Raw genomic sequence first — 17,682 nt, 5'->3', positions numbered from 1 at the left:
AAAAATTACAAATCTTACCTTTTCAAGCGGTCAGAAAGTGTTAATTTTTAGCGCACTTTTTATATGGCTTCCCGTTTGTTTCGGGGATAAATCCAGTGTGGCTGGCGTCGGTTTTTGAGTTAAGAGGAAAGGTTACGCCATGAATAGTCGGCCCGATATGCTGACCCTGTTGTTTCTCGTATTTGTTGTCGGTTTCTGCATCACCGGTTACTCACAAAGTGATGTGCAGTTGTTTGCGCTGATCCAGTCGTTGCTGGGGTCAGTCGGTTAAGGACCTTTGATTCAGGTCTTCAGCCGTTATGCCGTCAGACATCCCTGACGGTGCAGTGGTGTGTCAGCGGTGTCCCTCAGTGCCTGATGCGGGACACCAGCCACCGTCCGTCATGATCCCCTGTAATGGAATGTCCCAGCTGGCTACAGGCAGTTGCGGTACTTCTTGCCCCTGATGTGCCAGTCCTACCATGCGTGTTGACAGATAACCACGATGCAGGAAGGCAAACGCCCGATCATAGAAGCCACCCCCCATTCCCAGCCGATTTCCACTCGCGTCAAACGCCACCAGTGGCATGCAGATCAGATCCAGCGTCCAGGCCGGGCGCTGGGCTGACACATCAAAGCGTGGCTCTTCAATACCAAAGCGATTGCGCACCATCGGTGTGTCCGCGGTGTAGTGCTGGAACAGCATACGATGGGCATTCAGTGGGTGCAGTACCGGCAAATAAACGTGCTTGTGCATTGACCAGGCTTTGTGGATCAGTGGACGCGGATCAATTTCACCATCATTACTCAGATACAGAGCCAGATGCTTGCTGCTGATAAAGGTGGGATGAGCGGCCATGCGGCGTACCAGCGACCTGGCAGCATGTCGTTGTTGCTGGGCTGACAGGCTGCGGCGCAGACGACGCATCTGCCGACGCAACTGCTGCTTCTGTTGCTCCAGTAGCTGCAGATCATCGACAGATGCAGATGCAGAGCGGGTAGGTAGACTGGCAACGGTTGAGTTCATCACGCTGTGCGCCATCCGGTGGTTGGGAAAGTGCTGAATAGGTGATAGCCAATACTAGCGGCTGTTGCGCTAGTGGTCATGCCTGCTGGCGACAGATTTGTGATTGCTGGCAACGTGCGATGCGCTTGCCAGTCGTTACAGCAAAAATTGAGAAAGGCTGTGTAATGAGCTGTGTAGCTAACATAAGTCAGCTGACGTGCTAGGAAAGGAGAAAAGGACTCCCCGATGATGCCGTTATCCGCCTGTACCCTGAACCAAAGGTTCAGAGTGGGAACGCCTGAGTCTTCAGAAGGCTTTCCGTCAAGCGGACATGCACAAAGAAAACCACGAGACATTCCCTTAATAAAGTGATTATCGGCTCGAGGGATCTAGCAGATGTATCGAACACCCCAGGGAGTTGGGTGCGATTATACACACTTGCATGGGGATGTCAGGCCTTGAAATTTATTATTCCTTGCCTTCCTCGGCATCTGCCGGGGTTGGGTTCAATACCTGATCAACCCGCTCAGCCAGAGCGCGGGCCTGACGATCAGCTTGCTCGTTGGCGCGTTGCATGCCCAGCAGTTCATAAGACAGATTCAGTGCCGTCATGATGGCGATGCGCTCCATGCCATGCACCTTGCCGCTCTGCCGTACCTGACGCATGCGCTGATCGAGCAGTTTGGCCGATAGCAGCAGCTCGTCCTTGCTTTCCTCTGGGCAGTTAATCAGGAATTCCTTGTCCAGAATGGTAATTGCCACAGTAGTGGCAGTTTGACGACTCATACCTAGAAGCTCCAAACCTTTTCGATGGCTTGCGGAGTGATTGTGTTATCTGCTGACTTCTTTTATCCAGACCAGTGTCTGAATTGTTGTGGCCAGCATGGCGCAAATGAAGCAGCGCCTATGAATTATAGTGCCGACAGCCCAGCTGGTGTTCTGCAGGTAAAGCAGTGTAACTCAGTGTTAGTGCGGGAAGGGCGCTATTTGGTTACGAGGTCTTTCCATTGACCTTGATCCTAAGCGTGCCACACAGGTTTTCCACTCTGGATGTAGGGTAGGGACAGCACATTACTGTGCCATCCCCCCCGTAGAACCGTGCGTGCAGCTTTCACCGCACACGGCTCGAACAGATTAAGCTAAGCCCACTTAGTGGACCGGCTTGTTTACTGTTAAACCACAGCTATGAACCTGAGCATGACACACAGGATGCAAAAGTACCCGATTCTTCAGTGTATCGTCACCCCCTTGTGAGCGGTAAACGATATGATGGTCGTGCCATCCTGTTTCTTTGGTAATCGGTTCCTTGCATAACGCACAGCGACCTTTCTGCTGGGTGTACAGACTGGCAACCTGCTTACGATACTTCAGCTTATTCAGCATCCGACTCATCCGCAGCGCCTCACCTGTGGCTTCCATGTCGGGATCGAAGGGGTTGTAGTCCCCCGCGATCTTTCTGTGTCGTTCTATCGGTGTACTGGCCAGCGCGTACAGCGCTACCACCGACTTGTTGCCCCACTCATTCTTTACCGTGGCGGCAAACACCCTTGAACGCTCCCCGATGGGCTGGAAGTATTTCTCCATGACCCATAAGGCATTCTTGTTCGGGTGCCGACGCTTGGCCCATTTTCGTACCGCCTGAAAAATCAGGTCGTCTAAACGGCTGAACGTTGCCTTGGCCACCACCGGCTGATGGTACAAAGCCCATCCTTTCAGCACCGGGTTCAGCAGGCGAATCAGATTCTCCTGCTTAGCGGTTTTATTGGCGTCGATGATTTCCTTGACCTTGCGATAGAACGCTTGCACGTTTTTCTTGCTTGGTTTGATCAGGAGCTTGCCGCCGTATTTGCGGAAATTCCATCCCAGAAAATCAAAGCCATGGTCAATGTGGACAACATGCGTCTTTTCCCCGGACAGTTGCAATCCCCGCGTGTGCAGGAATGTTTCTACCCAAGGCCGGATGTCATTTTCCAGTACCTCTTTCGAGGCGCCTGTGATGACAAAATCATCCGCATACCGCACAACATTAACCTTGTCCTGTTTGGAACGCTTTCTCCCCAGATACTGCTGAAGCTCACGTTCCAAACCGTCCAACGCCATATTAGCCAAGGTTGGAGAAATAATTCCCCCTTGTGGCGTTCCTGCCTCTGTCGACTGGAGCTGGCCCTTGTGGACCACCCCCGCTTTCAACCACTTGGTCAATACCTGCCTGTCCGTAGGGACATGCTGGACCAGCCAGTCGTGATTGATATGGTCAAAACAGCCTTTAATGTCTGCCTCTAACACCCATTGGGCTGACGCCTTTTTGGCGAGGCACACAAAGAGCTGACCCATGGCGTCCGCAGTTGACCGTTCGATCCTGAAGCCGTAGCTGTTGGGATCGCCCCGTGTTTCCGCGACAGGAGCCAATGCCAGCAGGTATAACGCCTGCATGGCCCGGTCATACATGGTGGGGATGCCCAGAGGACGTTCCTTCCCATTACTCTTGGGGATATACACCCTGCGCAGAGGCAGAGGGCGATACCCCCGGCGTTTCAACGTTTCCGCCGCCAGTTGTTTACTTTCGGGCGTATCCCAGAGTACGCGGTCGACTCCCGCCGTGCGCTTACCCTGGTTCTCAGTCACTCGCCGCACCGCCAGTAATCTGGCTGAACGTGAGCGGGTCAGCAGCCGTTGGAGGGCTTTCACCCTCCGCCATTTGCCTTCCTTACAAGCCTTCGCAATACGAATCTGCATTCCTCTGACGTTCCGTTGCACACGTTGCCAATCGACCTCGTGCCACACCAACGGTCCGCCGGTAGGCGCAGACATCACGCTTTCGCGCGTCAGTTCTTTCATGCTGCCTTCCTTATTCAAGACCATGATCCTGAACGAAGACAGCATTCTCCCTGACGGGAAAAACTGTCCCGTCAGGGGTAGAGCAACAGGCAGACTCAGGGTCTGCCGAGTGTGTAGTAGGGTGAACTCAGGGTTCACCGAAGTGTTTAATGGTCTCAAAGGTAAGAGGGTAACAGCCGCCTTACGACGATCTGCCAAGTGGAAGTCTGCCCGGTTTCCCGTGGGGTGACATTAAAACCCCTATCCATCCTATTACCGGATGGCCTTCGCTTTCTCCACCCTCCCATAACCGCACAGCCAACAGATTGCCTCACGGCGCTCCTGCCCCGAAGGGCAGCTATACGGTCTTACCACGTTCCCTGCTTACCACACGACTGGGTTAGGGACTGCTTATTCGCCGATGGCTCTATAAACGACGTATCTCCACTACCGACGGAGATAACCGGCCACACACCTTTTGGTTCAAGCCTGTCAGCAGTTTAGGCTTGTTCATACTTACGACGTTTATCAGCAGTTCACTTACGTTTCCCCTACCAGTCAACCTAGCCCCTCATCCCGGTACTGCTCCGAGAATCCGCTGCCACTTCTCACAAAGTGCCAGCGCCCCTTGCGGGAGGGTTACATTCCGGGGGAGCTTCACACAAGGCAGTTACCCGCCCTGCATGTCCCCGTGGGTTACTGTTGGTCGTACAACAGGTCGACTTGTCCGCCGAAACGGACCCCGACAATGGTAAACAGAGCTTTAGCTCTGAACCTCTTGATTAAGTGAAAACGGAAGACGGGCTTCCGCTATGGCACCTACAGCTCTTCCTGAGCGACGTCCAATTTTTCATTGTGCTGATTGGATTTGGGCTCCGATCCTTGCAGTGTCCCTTTACTGTTTCCTGATCATCCCGTTACCGGAATACGCCGTACAACCCTGTACGACGACAACAATAGACCGAGGTCCATTAATCAGGTATCTCTGAACATACCGGCTAAGATATGCACTCCTGTGGCGAACCGCAGGACTGACGTGCCGAGACAGGCGTCAGGGTGGGTACATCCGTACCAAAAGGCTCTTCTCGTCCTTGCGGACAACCATCCTGCATTAGGATGGCCCCGGCAGCCGAAGCGTCTGCCCGTCCTCTGCCATATAGACCTCCAGCCGAGACTGGATTGACGTATCGAGGAGACCGTCGGGTGGGCACATCCGTGCCAAAAGGACCTTCGTATCCTTGCGGACAGCACTGCCCACTGGCAGCGCCCTGATAGCCGAAGTAACTACCAGTGCTCCTGTCTCTTCAGACAACAGCTCAACGAGCTGCCCCCACCTGCCGGAGCTGGTTGTGGGTATCAAGAGGACACGCTACACGTGTCGCACCGGCAGTAGTATGATAGTGGACCTGTATCAAATTTGCATAAGTCTTTGTTGTCCCCGTTGGCGGGACTCCATGCACCGTCCAGGCAGAGCGTATTCATGTCCTCGTCCACCGCGTTACCTGATTTTGACTCCTTGAGTAATCTGTTCATTCAGATTGGTGCTCTGGGCTCTCCCTCTGAATTGCATGGCACTCTCTGCGGTTTCCTGACAGCCGGGCGACGCTGGAGTACTGATGACTGGCTCAAGCAGTCTGCTCAGTTGCTGGATATTGATGTCCCCGAGTCTGCGCAGTCGAAAACGGCTCTGGCGCAGCTTTACGATGTCACCCTGCGTCAGCTGGAGGAAGGTGTTTTCGAGTTCACCCTGATCGTGCCTGATGACGACTATGCCGTTGCGCAGCGGTCACAGGCCCTTGGTAGCTGGTGCTATGGTTTTCTGCACGGCTATGGCATGGGCGGTGGTCAGGTGGATGAAAATCTGGATGAGGATGCGCGTGAGTCGATTCAGGACCTCAGTCGTTTCACCCAGTTGAGCGATATGGCCCTGGAGGAACAGGAGTCCGACGAGGCTGACCTGATGGAATTGCTGGAGTACGTGCGGGTGGTGGCCATCATGCTATTTACTGCCTGTAACCAGCAGGAGCAACCGGTCAACCCCAACCGCACCTTGCACTGAGTGGATCATTCGCTGGCAGCCTGATGGCTGCTGGCCGCATCAGGGACCATCTATGCAGACACTTCCCCTTGCCGAATACGCCAGTCGCCGCCGTCGCCTGCTCGACACGCTGCCCGAAGGTAGCATCGCCATTGTTGCTGGCGCCGAGCTGAGCCCGCGTAACCGTGACGTTGAATACTATTTCCGTCAGGATAGCGATTTTTATTATCTGACCGGATTTGCTGAGCCATCCGCCTGGCTGGTGCTGGTACCGGGGCGCGGTGAAGGCGAGGTGGTGATGTTCTGCCAGCCTCGTGATCCGGCCATGGAGATCTGGGAAGGCTATCGAGCAGGCCCTGAGGGCTGTATGGCCCGCTATGGTGCCGATCAGGCCTTCAACGTCGATGAACTGGATCAGCAGCTGCCGCAGCTGCTGGCCGGCAGACAACAGCTGTTCTATAGCTTTGACAGTCGCGACTCCGTGGTGCAACGCATCGGCCAATGGCTGACGAGCACCCGACGTCAGGCCCGCAGCGGTGTTCAGGCCCCTGCACAAGTGCGGCAACTGGATGATGTGCTGCATGAGATGCGCTTATTTAAAACCCCCGCTGAACAGCAGCAGATACGTGAAGCCGGGCGTATTACCGCGCTTGGCCATCGCCGTGCCATGACGGTGTGTCAGCCGGGGATGTGGGAATACCAGCTGGAAGGGGAAATTCTGCACGAGTTTTCTCGTCACGGCAGTCGCTGGCCCGCCTACGGCAGTATTGTCGGTGGTGGTGCCAATGCCTGTGTGTTGCATTACATCAATAATGATCAGCGTCTGCGAGACGGTGATCTGGTGCTGATCGACGCGGGTTGTGAACTTGACTACTACGCGGGTGATGTGACGCGTACCTTCCCGGTCAATGGCCGTTTTTCAGCTGAACAGCGCGCTGTCTATGACATCGTGCTGGCAGCGGAGCTGGCCTGTATTGAACAGTCCCGCAGTGGTGTGGGCTTTGATCAGTTGCACGACGTGTCGGTAAACATTCTTACGCAGGGTCTGGTCGATCTGGGGATACTGCAAGGTAGTGTCGATGGCCTGATTGAGCAGGGTGCTTATCGTGATTTCTACATGCATCGTATTGGCCACTGGCTGGGTATGGATGTTCATGACGTCGGCAGTTATCGCCAGCAGGAGCGGTGGCGGGCCCTGCAGCCCGGCATGGTGACGACCATTGAGCCCGGGATCTATATCAATCCGGCAAATACCAGGGTTGAAGAGCGCTGGCGTGGTATCGGCATTCGCATAGAAGATAATGTACTGGTCACGGATGCGGAGCCTGAAGTTCTGACGGCACTGGCTCCCAAGACGGTCGCTGAGATCGAGGCACTGATGGCAGAGGCACTGATGGCAGAGGCGCGAGGCTGATGGCAGGCAGTATGAACAGTGAAGTACAGCATTTCGATGTGATTATCGTCGGCGGTGGCCTGGTGGGGGCCAGTCTGGCTTGTGCTCTGCTGCCTATAGCCAAACGCCATGGCATGCGTATTGCTGTGGTGGAGGCCGTTCCCTTACCCTCTTTGGCCAGCGAGCCTTATCAGCCGAGCTATGATGCGCGCGGCACAGCACTGTCTTATGGTACCCGGCTGATCTATGAGGAGATGGGGGTATGGCAGGCATTGAGCGAGCGTGTCTGCGCCATTGAACATATTCATGTGTCTGACCGTGGTCATTTTGGCACTACCCGATTGCATGCTGCCGAAGAGGGTGTGGCGGCTCTGGGCTATGTTGTGGAGAACCACTGGATTGGCCGCGTGCTGCTCAGCCACCTGCAGCAACAGGGTGGTGAGGCGATCAGCTGGCTGTGCCCGGCGGAAGTGACCGCCATCACTATGGCTGCTGAACGGGCGCAGGTCACTATCCATTATCAGGATCAGCAACAGCAACTGAGTACAGCTCTGGTGGTACTGGCAGAGGGCGGGCGTTCCAGCCTCAGCGAGCAGCTGAGTCTTGATTATCAGGAAGCTCCCTACAACCAGTTTGCTTTGGTCAGCACCCTGACACCGGGCAAGGCTCATGCCGGGGTCGCCTTTGAGCGATTCACCGCTGAAGGCCCCCTTGCTCTGCTGCCGCTAACTGACAGTGATGACGGCAGTCATCGCTGCGCGCTGGTGTGGACCACGCCGGATGAGCTGATCGGTGAACGCATGGACTGGGATGATGCGACCCTCCTCAAAGAAGTTCAGCAGGTCTTCGGTTACCGCCTCGGGCGTTTCAGTCGTATCGGTGAGCGTTATTGTTATCCTCTGGCGCTGAAGCAGGCCCGGGAGCAGGTCCGCAGTCGTCTGGTGGTGTTGGGTAATGCAGCGCACGCCCTGCACCCGATTGCCGGACAGGGCTACAACCTGGCCTTGCGTGGTGTGGCTGATCTGGCCGAGCGCCTTGGACAGCTGCATCAGCAAGGCGAAGATCTGGGGCAGCTGACTCATCTCAATGCATTTGTCGAGCAACGTCGTCAGGATCAGATGCGTACCATCGCTTTCAGCGACAAAGTTATGAAGGTCTTTGCTGAACCCCGCTTCCCAGTGCAACTGGTGCGTGATCTGGGATTGGTGGGCCTGAACATGTTTGCCCCTGCACGTCATCGTCTGGCACGCGCTGCCATGGGACTGGACGGCACGCGGGCGCGTCTGCATGGCGCCTGATGGAGTTATCCGATGTCTGCTTCAACTCAGCATTTTGATCTGATTATCGCCGGTGCCGGCATGGTCGGTGCTGCTCTGGCCGTAGGGGCCAGTCGCCAGGGCTGGCATGTGGCGCTGGTGGACGCTGTGCCCATGCCACTCAGCCTTGCGGTCGAGCAGGGGCAGGGTGTGGGTGACTATGATCTGCGCGTCAGTGCGCTGACAGAAGCCAGCCGGCAGTTACTGGTCAGTCTCGGCATCTGGCCACTGATGCAGGCTCAAAGGGTGAGTCCCTATCAGCATATGCAGGTATGGGATGCTGCGGGGGTCGGGCATATCCGTTTTTCTGCAGCCGAAATGCACTGGGCTGAACTGGGACATATTGTCGAGAACCGCGTCACCCTGGCGGCACTGCATGAAGCAGTGGCACGCAGCGAGGTTGTCTGTTTTGCGCAGCGGCGCGTGCGGGCACTGTCGTTGCTGCGTGATGGTCAGCGCGTGGTGGCACTGGATGATGGTGAGCAGCTGACCGCTAAGCTGGTTGTCGGTGCTGATGGGGCTCAGTCCCGCATCCGGCAACTGGCGGGCCTGACCCAGTGTGAGCGCGATTACGGCCATCATGCTATTGTCGCCACCGTTGCCACAGCCCTGCCGCACCAGCAGACGGCATGGCAACGTTTTATGCCTGATGGTCCGCTGGCGTTACTGCCATTGGATCACCCGCAGCGCTGCTCGATTGTCTGGTCCACGGAAGCGGACCATGCCAGAGCCCTGCTTAAACTCGACGACGATGGATTTTGTGCTGCCCTGACCGAAGCCAGCGAACATCGTCTCGGCCGTATCGAAGCGGTCAGCGAACGCAGTAGTTTTGTGCTGAAGATGCGTCATGCCTGGCAGTATTACAGTGACGGTGTGGTGGTGGTGGGCGATGCCGCTCACACTATTCATCCGCTGGCTGGGCAGGGTGTCAATCTGGGCTTCAAGGACGTGGCAGCATTATTGCAACAACTCGCGCAGGCACGTCAGCGTGGTCAGTCACCGGCGGCAGAGCGTTGGCTCAAGGCCTATCAGCGTGCCCGCAAGGGGGACAACTGGATGACCATGGCGGGTATGAGCGGTTTCAAAGCGTTATTTGGTAATAAGGATCCCGGTTTGACCCTGATGCGCAATCTTGGTCTTTCCTGGGTAGATGGTCTACCTTTGCTGAAACGCCAGCTGGCCGCACGGGCCATGGGCGTGCCGGCAATCTGAAGTGGTTTGAAGAGGAAAAGTTGAAATGAGCCAGATTCCCAGCGAGCTCAAATATGTTAGTACCCACGAGTGGATTCGTACCGAAGATGATGGCACCGTCACCATCGGTATTACCGATCACGCCCAGGAGTTGTTGGGTGATGTCGTGTATGTAGAAGTGCCCGAAGAAGAGACCTCTCTGGCCAGTGGCGAAGAGGCAGGTGTCGTGGAGTCAGTAAAGGCTGCTTCAGATATTTACTCTCCCCTGTCTGGTGACGTGGTGGAAGTAAATACCGCGCTGGCAGATGCGCCGGAGCTGGTCAATCAGGATCCCTACGGCGCAGGCTGGATCTTCCGTCTGCGCCCGACTGATCCTGATGAGCTGGAAGACCTGATGGATGCCGAAGCTTACGCAGAGTTGTGTGAGGAAGAGGAATAACCTCTCTTTCAGGTATTTGTCCAGACTGTCTAGTCTATCCAGAGCCGGTATTCCCGGCTCTGGTCGTTTCAGGTTCTGCTATCTGAGATAGTGTGTCGTGGTTACCACTGATAGTTATCGCTACGCAGGCCCATGTCATTAAGGCGCTCGGTCAGATTGGCCAGTTCGTCCTCGTCAATGTGCAGCTGTTCCAGAATTGCATCGCGATACTGCAGCCACTCATTATCGACCTGTTGATTGCCAAGAATGCGATAGAGTCCGCAGACATGTTCGGCTACTTTGAGAATGGCTATCAGGGTGCGACGCTTGCTGTTGTTGGCCGGTCCTTCAAAGATTTCTGCCAGATCATGATGCTGCAGGATGGTTTCGGCAAGATCATCCGGCAGGTGCCAGACTCTGGCCATATAGTAGCCAACCGTTGCGTGGTTGGTCTTGAGGAACTGGTCCTCCACCCGGGTAATCGCGCCTTTCTTGTAGCCGACTGACATCACTGCACGGTAGTCCTTGAAGCGCATCAGCATCAGTGGCACGCCCACATTGTGGAAAAGACCAAGGGTGTAGGCTTCTTCGGGGGTAGAAAAGTTCAGTTCACGTGCCAGCGTGATACAGGCCAGAGCGATGTCCTGCGCGGTATCCCAGAAGCGCTGTAAGGCCGGGTTGTCATCGCTGCGCATGGTTTCGCGCAGAGCCAGGGCATTGGCGACGTTGATGGCATTCTGCAGGCCGAGCATGGCAACGGCATGTTGTACCGTTGAGACTTTGCGGCGCAGGCCAAAAAAGGGCGAATTGACGGTCTTCAATACGGCAGCTGACAGGCCGACATCCGTACTGATGATGTCGATGATCTCTCCCACCCGGGGCTCGGGCTGGGCGCACTCCAGATGGAGATCCACCAATACCTGGGGCTGGGGGGGAATGGAGATGCCTTGCAGGGTCTTGGCGATATCGCTTTCTGACAGGGCGTTCGATGCATCGGACATGGTAGTGGCTTCCTGAACTACAGCGCGACAAGTATAGCCCAGATGGCGATAGTCTCTTAAGAGCAAGGGTGACTAAAATGTCATTTTCGATGTCGCCCGCTGGATCCAGATCAATCTTTGCTGAGCTGAACCTCAGTACCACACTGATTTTATCTCACTGGATTTATACCAATACCACCGGGGTTTCTCGTTATAATGCTGCCTTTTGGTTCGGTAGTAAGAGGTCAGTTATGAACCTGCCCGTTCTGCGTTTGCAAGCCAAAGCCGATCGGCGCTTGCGTGGTGGTCATTTGTGGATTTACAGCAATGAGGTCGATATTGCTGTCACGCCACTTAAAGGTTTTCAGCCTGGTGAACAGGTAGTGGTTGAGAGTGCAGTAGGTAAGCCGCTGGGCATCGCCTACGTCAACCCCAATACCCTGATCTGTGCCCGCCTGGTCAGCCGCGATCTGTCCCTGCAGCTAAACAAGTCACTGCTGGTCCATCGTCTGAACCAGGCGTTGTCACTGCGTCAGCGTGCATTTGCTGAGCCCTACTATCGTCTGGTCTTCGGTGAGGCTGATGGCCTGTCAGGGCTGGTGGTGGATCGCTTTGGTGATTATCTCGTAGTGCAGATTTCTACTGCGGGTATGGAGCTCGTCAAAGATGAGATCGTGGCGGCTCTGTGCCAGGTGCTGAAGCCTGCCGGTATCCTGTTCAAGAATGATGGCAAGATGCGCGCGGTGGAAGGCTTGGATGAATACGTCAGTGAAGCCTGGGGCAGTGTGCCTGACGAAGTGATACTGCGTGAAAATGGCGTCGAGTTTGCGGCGCCTGTGCGGGAAGGGCAAAAAACTGGCTGGTTCTATGACCACCGCATGAACCGCGCGCGCGTACAGCACTATGCCAAGGGCCTGCGGGTACTGGATGTTTTCAGTTATGTCGGTGGCTGGGGGGTGCAGGCTGCTGCTGCCGGTGCAGAGTCAGTGACCTGTATCGACGTATCGCAGTTTGCCATTGACCATATCAACGCTAACGCCCGTCGCAACGGCGTGGAAGGTAAAGTCAGTGCCCTCAAGTCCGATGCGTTTGATGCGCTGAAGGCCATGGTGGCCGAGAAGCAGCGTTTCGATATGGTCATTCTGGATCCACCTGCCTTTATTCAGCGTCGTAAGGATGTAGCTAAAGGTGAGCAGGCGTATCAGCGCGCCAATCAGCTGGCCATGCGTCTGCTGGAAAAGGACGGCCTGCTGGTATCGGCATCCTGCTCAATGCATCTGCAGCGTGAGCGCTTGCTGGATGTGGTCAGAAGCTGTGGCCGTACGCTGGAGCGTCATGTCACCTTGCTTGAGCAGGGCGGACAGGGTGCCGATCACCCGATACATGCCATGATCAGTGAAACAGACTATCTCAAGTCGATGATCTTCCGCGTCTTGCCAGCACTGTAAGCCTGAAACCCGGGAGCTCACCTGCTGCTGGCCGGTGAGTGCCTGCCAAAACAACAACGCCCGCATGTGCGGGCGTTGTCATATCGGGTTCGCGATATCAGCGATCAATCGTCGTCGTAATCGCTACCGCCTTCAGAGAAGTCGGTCTCTTCGCCATCACGTACGGTCGACAGGCTCATTGAAGCAATGTAGCCGTCTTCATTGATCTTGGTCAGGTACTTGGCCCAGGCCTTTTCCAGGTCGGTAGTGGGCACTTTCTCGTTACGGCAGATGGCCAGCAGATCCTTATCTTCGCTGTTCTCAGGCGACAGTCTGCCGTCCATCAGAGCGCGCGCCAGGTTGCCGTACTGAGTGATGAGTTTGGCTTCTTTGATGGAAAAATCACCAGAGCTATCCAGCCCGTATGGATAATGCTCGTCATCAAAGAAGGACTTTTTCAGAAAATATTGACGATCTTTATTCATGGGACCTTTGCAATACCAGCGTGCTAATACTGTTTAGCCTCTTGACATTGAGGCCACCCTGTAATTTTGCGGCGATTGTCCAAGATGGCTTGAGGGCAGTACAACGAAAATTTTTTATTTTATCAATAAATAATTTTTGTTGATGCGCGCTTCCTCCACCTAGCTCTGCTCGCTTTGACGTGCGCTTTGCAGCAGGATTCCCATCACTTCACTGATCTGCTCCTGATACGCCGCGCTGGCATGATATACACCATAAACGTCCCGTTTGAAACGGGGACTGCCCTCAACTGCAAAAAGTTTTTGTTCAGCCAGCCAGGGTTTGACCAGTCGACGGGGCAGATAACTGCAGCCACCCTGCGACAAAATCAGGTCCAGTGCCATCCTGCTATGGCTGGTATGCAGCCATGGCGGCGTAGGGGAGTTAAAGTGCTGATCATGGCTGATCTGAAATGCTGTCCCCCAGTCAACCATGATGTAGCCGTGTTGCTGGGCCTGGCTGGGGGTCTGGTCTGGCAGGCTGGAAACCAGCATCAGCTCCAGGCTGGTCAGCGGCACGGATACCAGTTCCTGTGCTTTGGGCGGGTCATAAAGCAGAGCAATATCGAGGGTGCGTTCAAGCAGCTTCCGCACCAGCACATCACCACTGTGAATATCGGCTCGCAGCACCAGATCTGACAGGCGCTGATGAATCGCGCTGATCCCGGTCTGCAGCAAGGTGTCCCACAGACCAGGGGTGCTGGCTAGCGTCAGGCTGACGGTATGGCGATTATGCAGGGCGACGTCCTGCCGTGCTCTTTCCCAGGCGGCAAGTACGCTGTCAGCGTGCAGCAGCAGACGTTCGCCCGCCGCCGTCAGCTGGATGTTGTTGCGCTGACGGCTGAACAGTTCACTGCTGAGCAAGGTTTCCAGTTGACGGATGCGCGCACTGACAGCCGACTGGGTGAGAAACAGATTGTCCGCAGCCCGGCCGAAGTGGCGGGTTTTACAAACCTCCAAAAAGGTTTTAAGAAGTTCTATGTCCATTGAATAGGCCGACAGTGTGGGCTACAGCTGGCTGACGGAGTCGCAGTGCTGACTGACAGGGTGTGCACGCGGGAGCGCTGTGACACAGATATCCCTGCGGATTTGGATTTCAGCGCATTTTGCCTTATTAAGGTAGGCCTTGGAACTACTGGCCTCAAGACATCACCTGACAAAGGTCATGTCATGTCATGTCAGTCGTTCCCTCTGACGCTGCGTAATAATGAACTACCTGCCTGTGCACTATTGGCTGGTAGCCTCTTCGGCAACTGGCTGTCACATTGTATGTGTCGCCTGTCGGCACTATTAAGTTGGGCTTATTCGCTGTATCGCACCTGAAAAACGAGGAGTGGTTGTGATCTACCATCAGATTCCCCATACCGACCTGAAGGTCAGCAAGATATGTCTCGGTACCATGACCTACGGCGAGCAGAACACGGAAGCCGAAGCTCATGAGCAGCTGGATTATGCCGTGGCTCAGGGTATCAATTTTATTGATGCAGCTGAGATGTACCCGGTTCCCCCTCGTCCCGAAACACAGGGACGGACGGAAACCTACATTGGTAGCTGGCTGGCGAAACGTGGCAAGCGTGATGATCTGATTATCGCCACCAAGGTGGCTGGCCCCAGCAGTCGTGGTGTTGATCATATTCGCCCTGATATGCGTCTGACGCGGGCTTCCATCCTTTCCGCCATCGATACCAGCCTGGCTCGCCTGCAGACGGATTATGTTGACCTGTACCAGATCCACTGGCCGGGGCGCAGTGCGAATTTCTTTGGCAGTCTGAATTACGTGCATGGCGAAGACCCGCATGATGTGCCTATGGAGGAGACACTTTCGGCACTGGGGGAACTGGTCAAGGCGGGTAAGGTGCGTTATATCGGCTTATCCAATGAAACACCCTGGGGCGTGATGCGTTTTCTGCAACTGGCCGATAAGCTGGGCTTGCCCCGGGTGGCGACCATTCAGAACCCCTATAACCTGCTGAACCGCACTTTTGAAGTAGGTCTGGCCGAGGTGGCGCATCGGGAAGGAGTGGAATTACTGGCCTACTCACCGCTGGCATTCGGTATGCTGACCGGCAAGTACCTGCATGGAGAGCGCCCTGCAGGGGCCCGTCTGTCGCTTTACAGCCGCTTTTCGCGTTATTTCAAGGCGCAGGGCGAGAAAGCAACGGAAGCCTATGTAGCGCTGGCACAGGCTCATGGTCTCAGCCCGGCACAACTGGCACTGGCCTACGTCAATACCCGTCCCTTTGTAGCCTCCAATATCATTGGTGCTACACAGATGGCACAATTGCGGGAAAATGTCGCCAGTCTGGATGTAACCCTGAGTGATCCCCTGCTGGCTGAGCTTGAAGCCATTCATGAGCTTTATCCCAATCCCTGCCCCTGATTGCAGAAGAGACCTGATAGCGCCGTATGACAACCCAAAAGCGTATCTTGATCGTGGATGATGACGAAGACATTCGTCAGCTGATTTCAGATTATCTCAGCCGCCATGGCTTTGAGTGCCACACCGCTGCCGACGGCAGCTATCTCGACGACAGTTTTGCCCGTCAGGCACCGGATCTGGTCATCCTCGATCTGATGCTGCCGGGGGAGGATGGTTTTTCGCTGTGCAAGCGCCTGCGACAACAGTCGCAGGTGCCTATCATCATGCTGACTGCCAGTGCCGATGATACTGACCGTATTCTGGGGCTGGAGCTGGGTGCGGATGATTATCTGGCGAAACCCTTCAATCCGCGGGAGTTACTGGCGCGCATCAAGGCTATTTTGCGGCGTACCCAGAGCTTTGGTGGTCAGGCGCGCTTTCAGCGGTTTGGCCCCTGGCGTCTGGATCGCACCACGCGGGAGCTGATTGGTCAGGCTGGTGAGCGAGAGAGCCTGAGTGGGGCTGATTTTTCCCTGCTCAGCGTCTTTCTCAACCATCCGCAACAGGTCCTGTCGCGAGACGACCTGTTTGATCTGTCCCGTGGCCGCGACGCACCGCCGCTGGACCGTTCCATTGATGTCCATATTTGCCGCCTGCGTGCCCGTCTGGGGGAGGATGCCAAAACCCCGCAGCTGATCAAAACGGTACGTGGTTCTGGTTACATTCTCGCCGTGCCCGTGGAAAATGTCGGCTAACTGGCGTTGTCGGCTGCCGCTTTCTTTGCGTGGCAGGTTTGTTTTGCTGATGCTGGGGGGCGTGCTGCTGGCCCAGCTGATCAGCTATGGCGTCTGGACTTCGCAGGTGCGTGCCAGCCATCTGGAGCTGGTAGACCGGGTGTCGCGCAACCTCACCTACAGCATTGCTTCCACGGCACGCTTTTTTATTTCACTGCCCATCGAATATCGCCATCTGGTGTTGGATCAGTTGCGCAAGATGGGAGGCACGCGTTTTTTTGTCAGTATCAATGATCATCGCATTCCGGTGCAGGACATCGACGACACTCAGGAAAAGCATCTGGTGGTGGATAATGTCGCCAGTATCATGCGGCAGGAGATGAACGTTGAACGGGTCTGGGTGCAGTTTTCCGAGCCGACCACGTTACGCGTGCTCAATAGTGAAACCCTTGCACTGGACTTGCCGCCACGCTGGGCGCAGTCGCTGTTTCTGGACCCGCTGTCGCCGCCGGTGATGGTGGTGCAGATGCAACTGGAGAAGGACACCTGGCTGTACATCGCCACCCTGTTGCCGGTACCGGGCTTTCTGCAAAAAGGAAGCTGGCTGGATGCTGACAAGCTGGTGTTTCTGGCATTAATGCTGATTGTGGTGATTGCAATGAGTCTGGTGGGCATACGCTGGATGACCCGGCCACTGGCCGATATTGCCCGCGCAGCCGAAGACTTCGGGCGTGACATTGATCATCCGCCGTTGCTGGAGCAGGGGCCATCTGAAGTGATCGCCACCGCGCGCGCCTTCAATCATATGCAGGAACGTATCCGGCGTTATCTGGCCGAACGGGAACGGTTGTTTTCCGCTATCTCCCATGATCTCAAAACCCCTATTACCCGCCTGCGCCTGCGTGCAGAGCTGCTGGACGATGATCTGCAGCGTGAGCGCTTCAGCAAGGATCTGGAAGAGCTGGATCTGATGGTTAAAGGCGCTTTGCAGTACGTCAAGGATACCGACATTCACGAAAACACCGAGACAGTGCACGTGCCTGACCTGCTCGACTCGCTGCTGACCGATTTGCAGCAGCAGGGGCGAGAGGTACAGCTGCTGGGTGACTTCGAGCCGTTGCAAGCCAAACCGCTGGCACTCAAGCGCTGCCTGACCAATCTGATCGACAACGCGCTGTTCTATGGTGGCAGCGCGGATATCAGCATGTGCAGTACTGACCTGCAGTGGCTGGTGCAGGTCCGGGATCGTGGTCCGGGGATCCCGGAGGAGCAGATCGATCTGGTCTTTGAACCCTATGTCCGACTGGAACCATCACGCAATCGCCATACGGGGGGCAGCGGTTTGGGGTTGGGTATTGCCCGCAGCCTGGCCCGTGCTCACGGAGGTGATCTGATGCTGCAGAATCATCGCGAGGGCGGGCTGGAAGTGACACTGATCCTGCCCCGGATTTTGCCCGTCGACATTACGGGTGCCTGAAGTGGCCTGTCTGTAGCGCACAGCGT

Annotated in this window: 16 protein-coding genes and 1 other RNA gene; 10 read left to right on the top strand and 7 right to left on the bottom strand. The window is 55.7% G+C overall.

Annotation, left to right across the window (positions count from 1 at the left end):
• Positions 1-139 precede the first annotated feature (139 nt).
• The gene (locus QCD60_RS06975; RefSeq protein ID WP_279305890.1) at positions 140-271 is read left to right on the top strand and encodes a hypothetical protein; all 132 of its coding nucleotides are present in this window, start codon (positions 140-142) and stop codon (positions 269-271) included.
• Positions 272-334: 63 nt separating this feature from the next.
• Here the strand turns inward: QCD60_RS06975 and QCD60_RS06970 are convergent, their stop codons facing one another.
• The 4 genes from QCD60_RS06970 to ltrA all read right to left on the bottom strand — a co-directional run bounded on the left by QCD60_RS06970 (position 335) and on the right by ltrA (position 3,823).
• Positions 335-1,006 carry a 5-formyltetrahydrofolate cyclo-ligase gene (locus tag QCD60_RS06970; protein ID WP_279783673.1) on the bottom strand — a complete coding sequence of 224 codons (672 nt, stop codon included), beginning with the start codon at positions 1,004-1,006 and terminating at the stop codon, positions 335-337.
• Positions 1,007-1,221: 215 nt separating this feature from the next.
• Positions 1,222-1,405: non-coding RNA, 6S RNA (gene ssrS, locus QCD60_RS06965), on the bottom strand.
• Between the two features lie 48 nt (positions 1,406-1,453).
• Complete coding sequence (locus QCD60_RS06960; RefSeq protein ID WP_104156060.1) at positions 1,454-1,771, bottom strand: cell division protein ZapA; 318 nt, start codon at positions 1,769-1,771, stop codon at positions 1,454-1,456.
• A gap of 363 nt (positions 1,772-2,134) precedes the next feature.
• The gene (ltrA, locus tag QCD60_RS06955) at positions 2,135-3,823 is read right to left on the bottom strand and encodes a group II intron reverse transcriptase/maturase (protein ID WP_279783670.1); all 1,689 of its coding nucleotides are present in this window, start codon (positions 3,821-3,823) and stop codon (positions 2,135-2,137) included.
• A 1,459-nt stretch (positions 3,824-5,282) separates the two neighbouring features.
• Between ltrA and QCD60_RS06950 the strand changes: the two genes are divergently transcribed.
• The 5 genes from QCD60_RS06950 to gcvH are packed head-to-tail and all read left to right on the top strand — an operon-like array spanning position 5,283 to position 10,179.
• Positions 5,283-5,861, top strand: a complete 579-nt coding sequence (locus tag QCD60_RS06950; protein ID WP_279783668.1) for a UPF0149 family protein — start codon at positions 5,283-5,285, stop codon at positions 5,859-5,861.
• 52 nt (positions 5,862-5,913) lie between these two features.
• The gene (pepP, locus tag QCD60_RS06945) at positions 5,914-7,254 is read left to right on the top strand and encodes a Xaa-Pro aminopeptidase (protein ID WP_279783666.1); all 1,341 of its coding nucleotides are present in this window, start codon (positions 5,914-5,916) and stop codon (positions 7,252-7,254) included.
• Entirely contained in the window at positions 7,254-8,531 is a 1,278-nt protein-coding gene (gene ubiH, locus QCD60_RS06940) for a 2-octaprenyl-6-methoxyphenyl hydroxylase (protein WP_279783664.1), read from the top strand. The genes pepP and ubiH overlap by 1 nt, the downstream gene beginning before the upstream one ends.
• Before the next feature lie 12 nt (positions 8,532-8,543).
• Positions 8,544-9,761, top strand: a complete 1,218-nt coding sequence (locus QCD60_RS06935) for a UbiH/UbiF/VisC/COQ6 family ubiquinone biosynthesis hydroxylase (protein WP_279783662.1) — start codon at positions 8,544-8,546, stop codon at positions 9,759-9,761.
• A gap of 25 nt (positions 9,762-9,786) precedes the next feature.
• Positions 9,787-10,179: a glycine cleavage system protein GcvH gene (gene gcvH, locus QCD60_RS06930; protein ID WP_104156056.1), complete on the top strand. Its 393-nt coding sequence runs from the start codon at positions 9,787-9,789 to the stop codon at positions 10,177-10,179.
• 101 nt (positions 10,180-10,280) lie between these two features.
• Here gcvH and QCD60_RS06925 read toward each other — a convergent pair whose 3' ends face one another.
• Positions 10,281-11,159, bottom strand: coding sequence for an HDOD domain-containing protein (locus QCD60_RS06925; RefSeq protein ID WP_279783658.1), 879 nt, complete (start codon positions 11,157-11,159; stop codon positions 10,281-10,283).
• 230 nt (positions 11,160-11,389) lie between these two features.
• On the opposite strand from QCD60_RS06925, the gene QCD60_RS06920 reads away from it, so the two are divergent.
• Positions 11,390-12,586 carry a class I SAM-dependent rRNA methyltransferase gene (locus QCD60_RS06920; protein WP_279783656.1) on the top strand — a complete coding sequence of 399 codons (1,197 nt, stop codon included), beginning with the start codon at positions 11,390-11,392 and terminating at the stop codon, positions 12,584-12,586.
• A 104-nt stretch (positions 12,587-12,690) separates the two neighbouring features.
• Here the strand turns inward: QCD60_RS06920 and maoP are convergent, their stop codons facing one another.
• Positions 12,691-13,050, bottom strand: coding sequence for a DUF413 domain-containing protein (gene maoP / locus QCD60_RS06915; protein WP_104156053.1), 360 nt, complete (start codon positions 13,048-13,050; stop codon positions 12,691-12,693).
• 159 nt (positions 13,051-13,209) lie between these two features.
• On the bottom strand, positions 13,210-14,073 hold the full coding sequence (locus tag QCD60_RS06910; protein WP_279783653.1) for a LysR family transcriptional regulator: 864 nt from the start codon (positions 14,071-14,073) through the stop codon (positions 13,210-13,212).
• A gap of 352 nt (positions 14,074-14,425) precedes the next feature.
• On the opposite strand from QCD60_RS06910, the gene QCD60_RS06905 reads away from it, so the two are divergent.
• From QCD60_RS06905 to QCD60_RS06895, 3 genes are read left to right on the top strand one after another with little or no spacing between them, the layout of a single operon-like run.
• Entirely contained in the window at positions 14,426-15,466 is a 1,041-nt protein-coding gene (locus QCD60_RS06905) for an NADP(H)-dependent aldo-keto reductase (protein ID WP_279783650.1), read from the top strand.
• A 26-nt stretch (positions 15,467-15,492) separates the two neighbouring features.
• On the top strand, positions 15,493-16,200 hold the full coding sequence (locus QCD60_RS06900; RefSeq protein WP_104156050.1) for a response regulator: 708 nt from the start codon (positions 15,493-15,495) through the stop codon (positions 16,198-16,200).
• A 49-nt stretch (positions 16,201-16,249) separates the two neighbouring features.
• Complete coding sequence (locus QCD60_RS06895) at positions 16,250-17,656, top strand: ATP-binding protein (protein ID WP_279783647.1); 1,407 nt, start codon at positions 16,250-16,252, stop codon at positions 17,654-17,656.
• Positions 17,657-17,682 lie beyond the last annotated feature (26 nt).

Origin of the sequence: Pokkaliibacter sp. MBI-7 (genome assembly GCF_029846635.1) — a bacterium.
In the GTDB taxonomy this organism is placed as follows: domain Bacteria; phylum Pseudomonadota; class Gammaproteobacteria; order Pseudomonadales; family Balneatricaceae; genus Pokkaliibacter.
The sequence above is the reverse complement of the archived record's forward strand: the minus strand, read 5'-3'. Positions and strand labels throughout refer to the sequence as shown.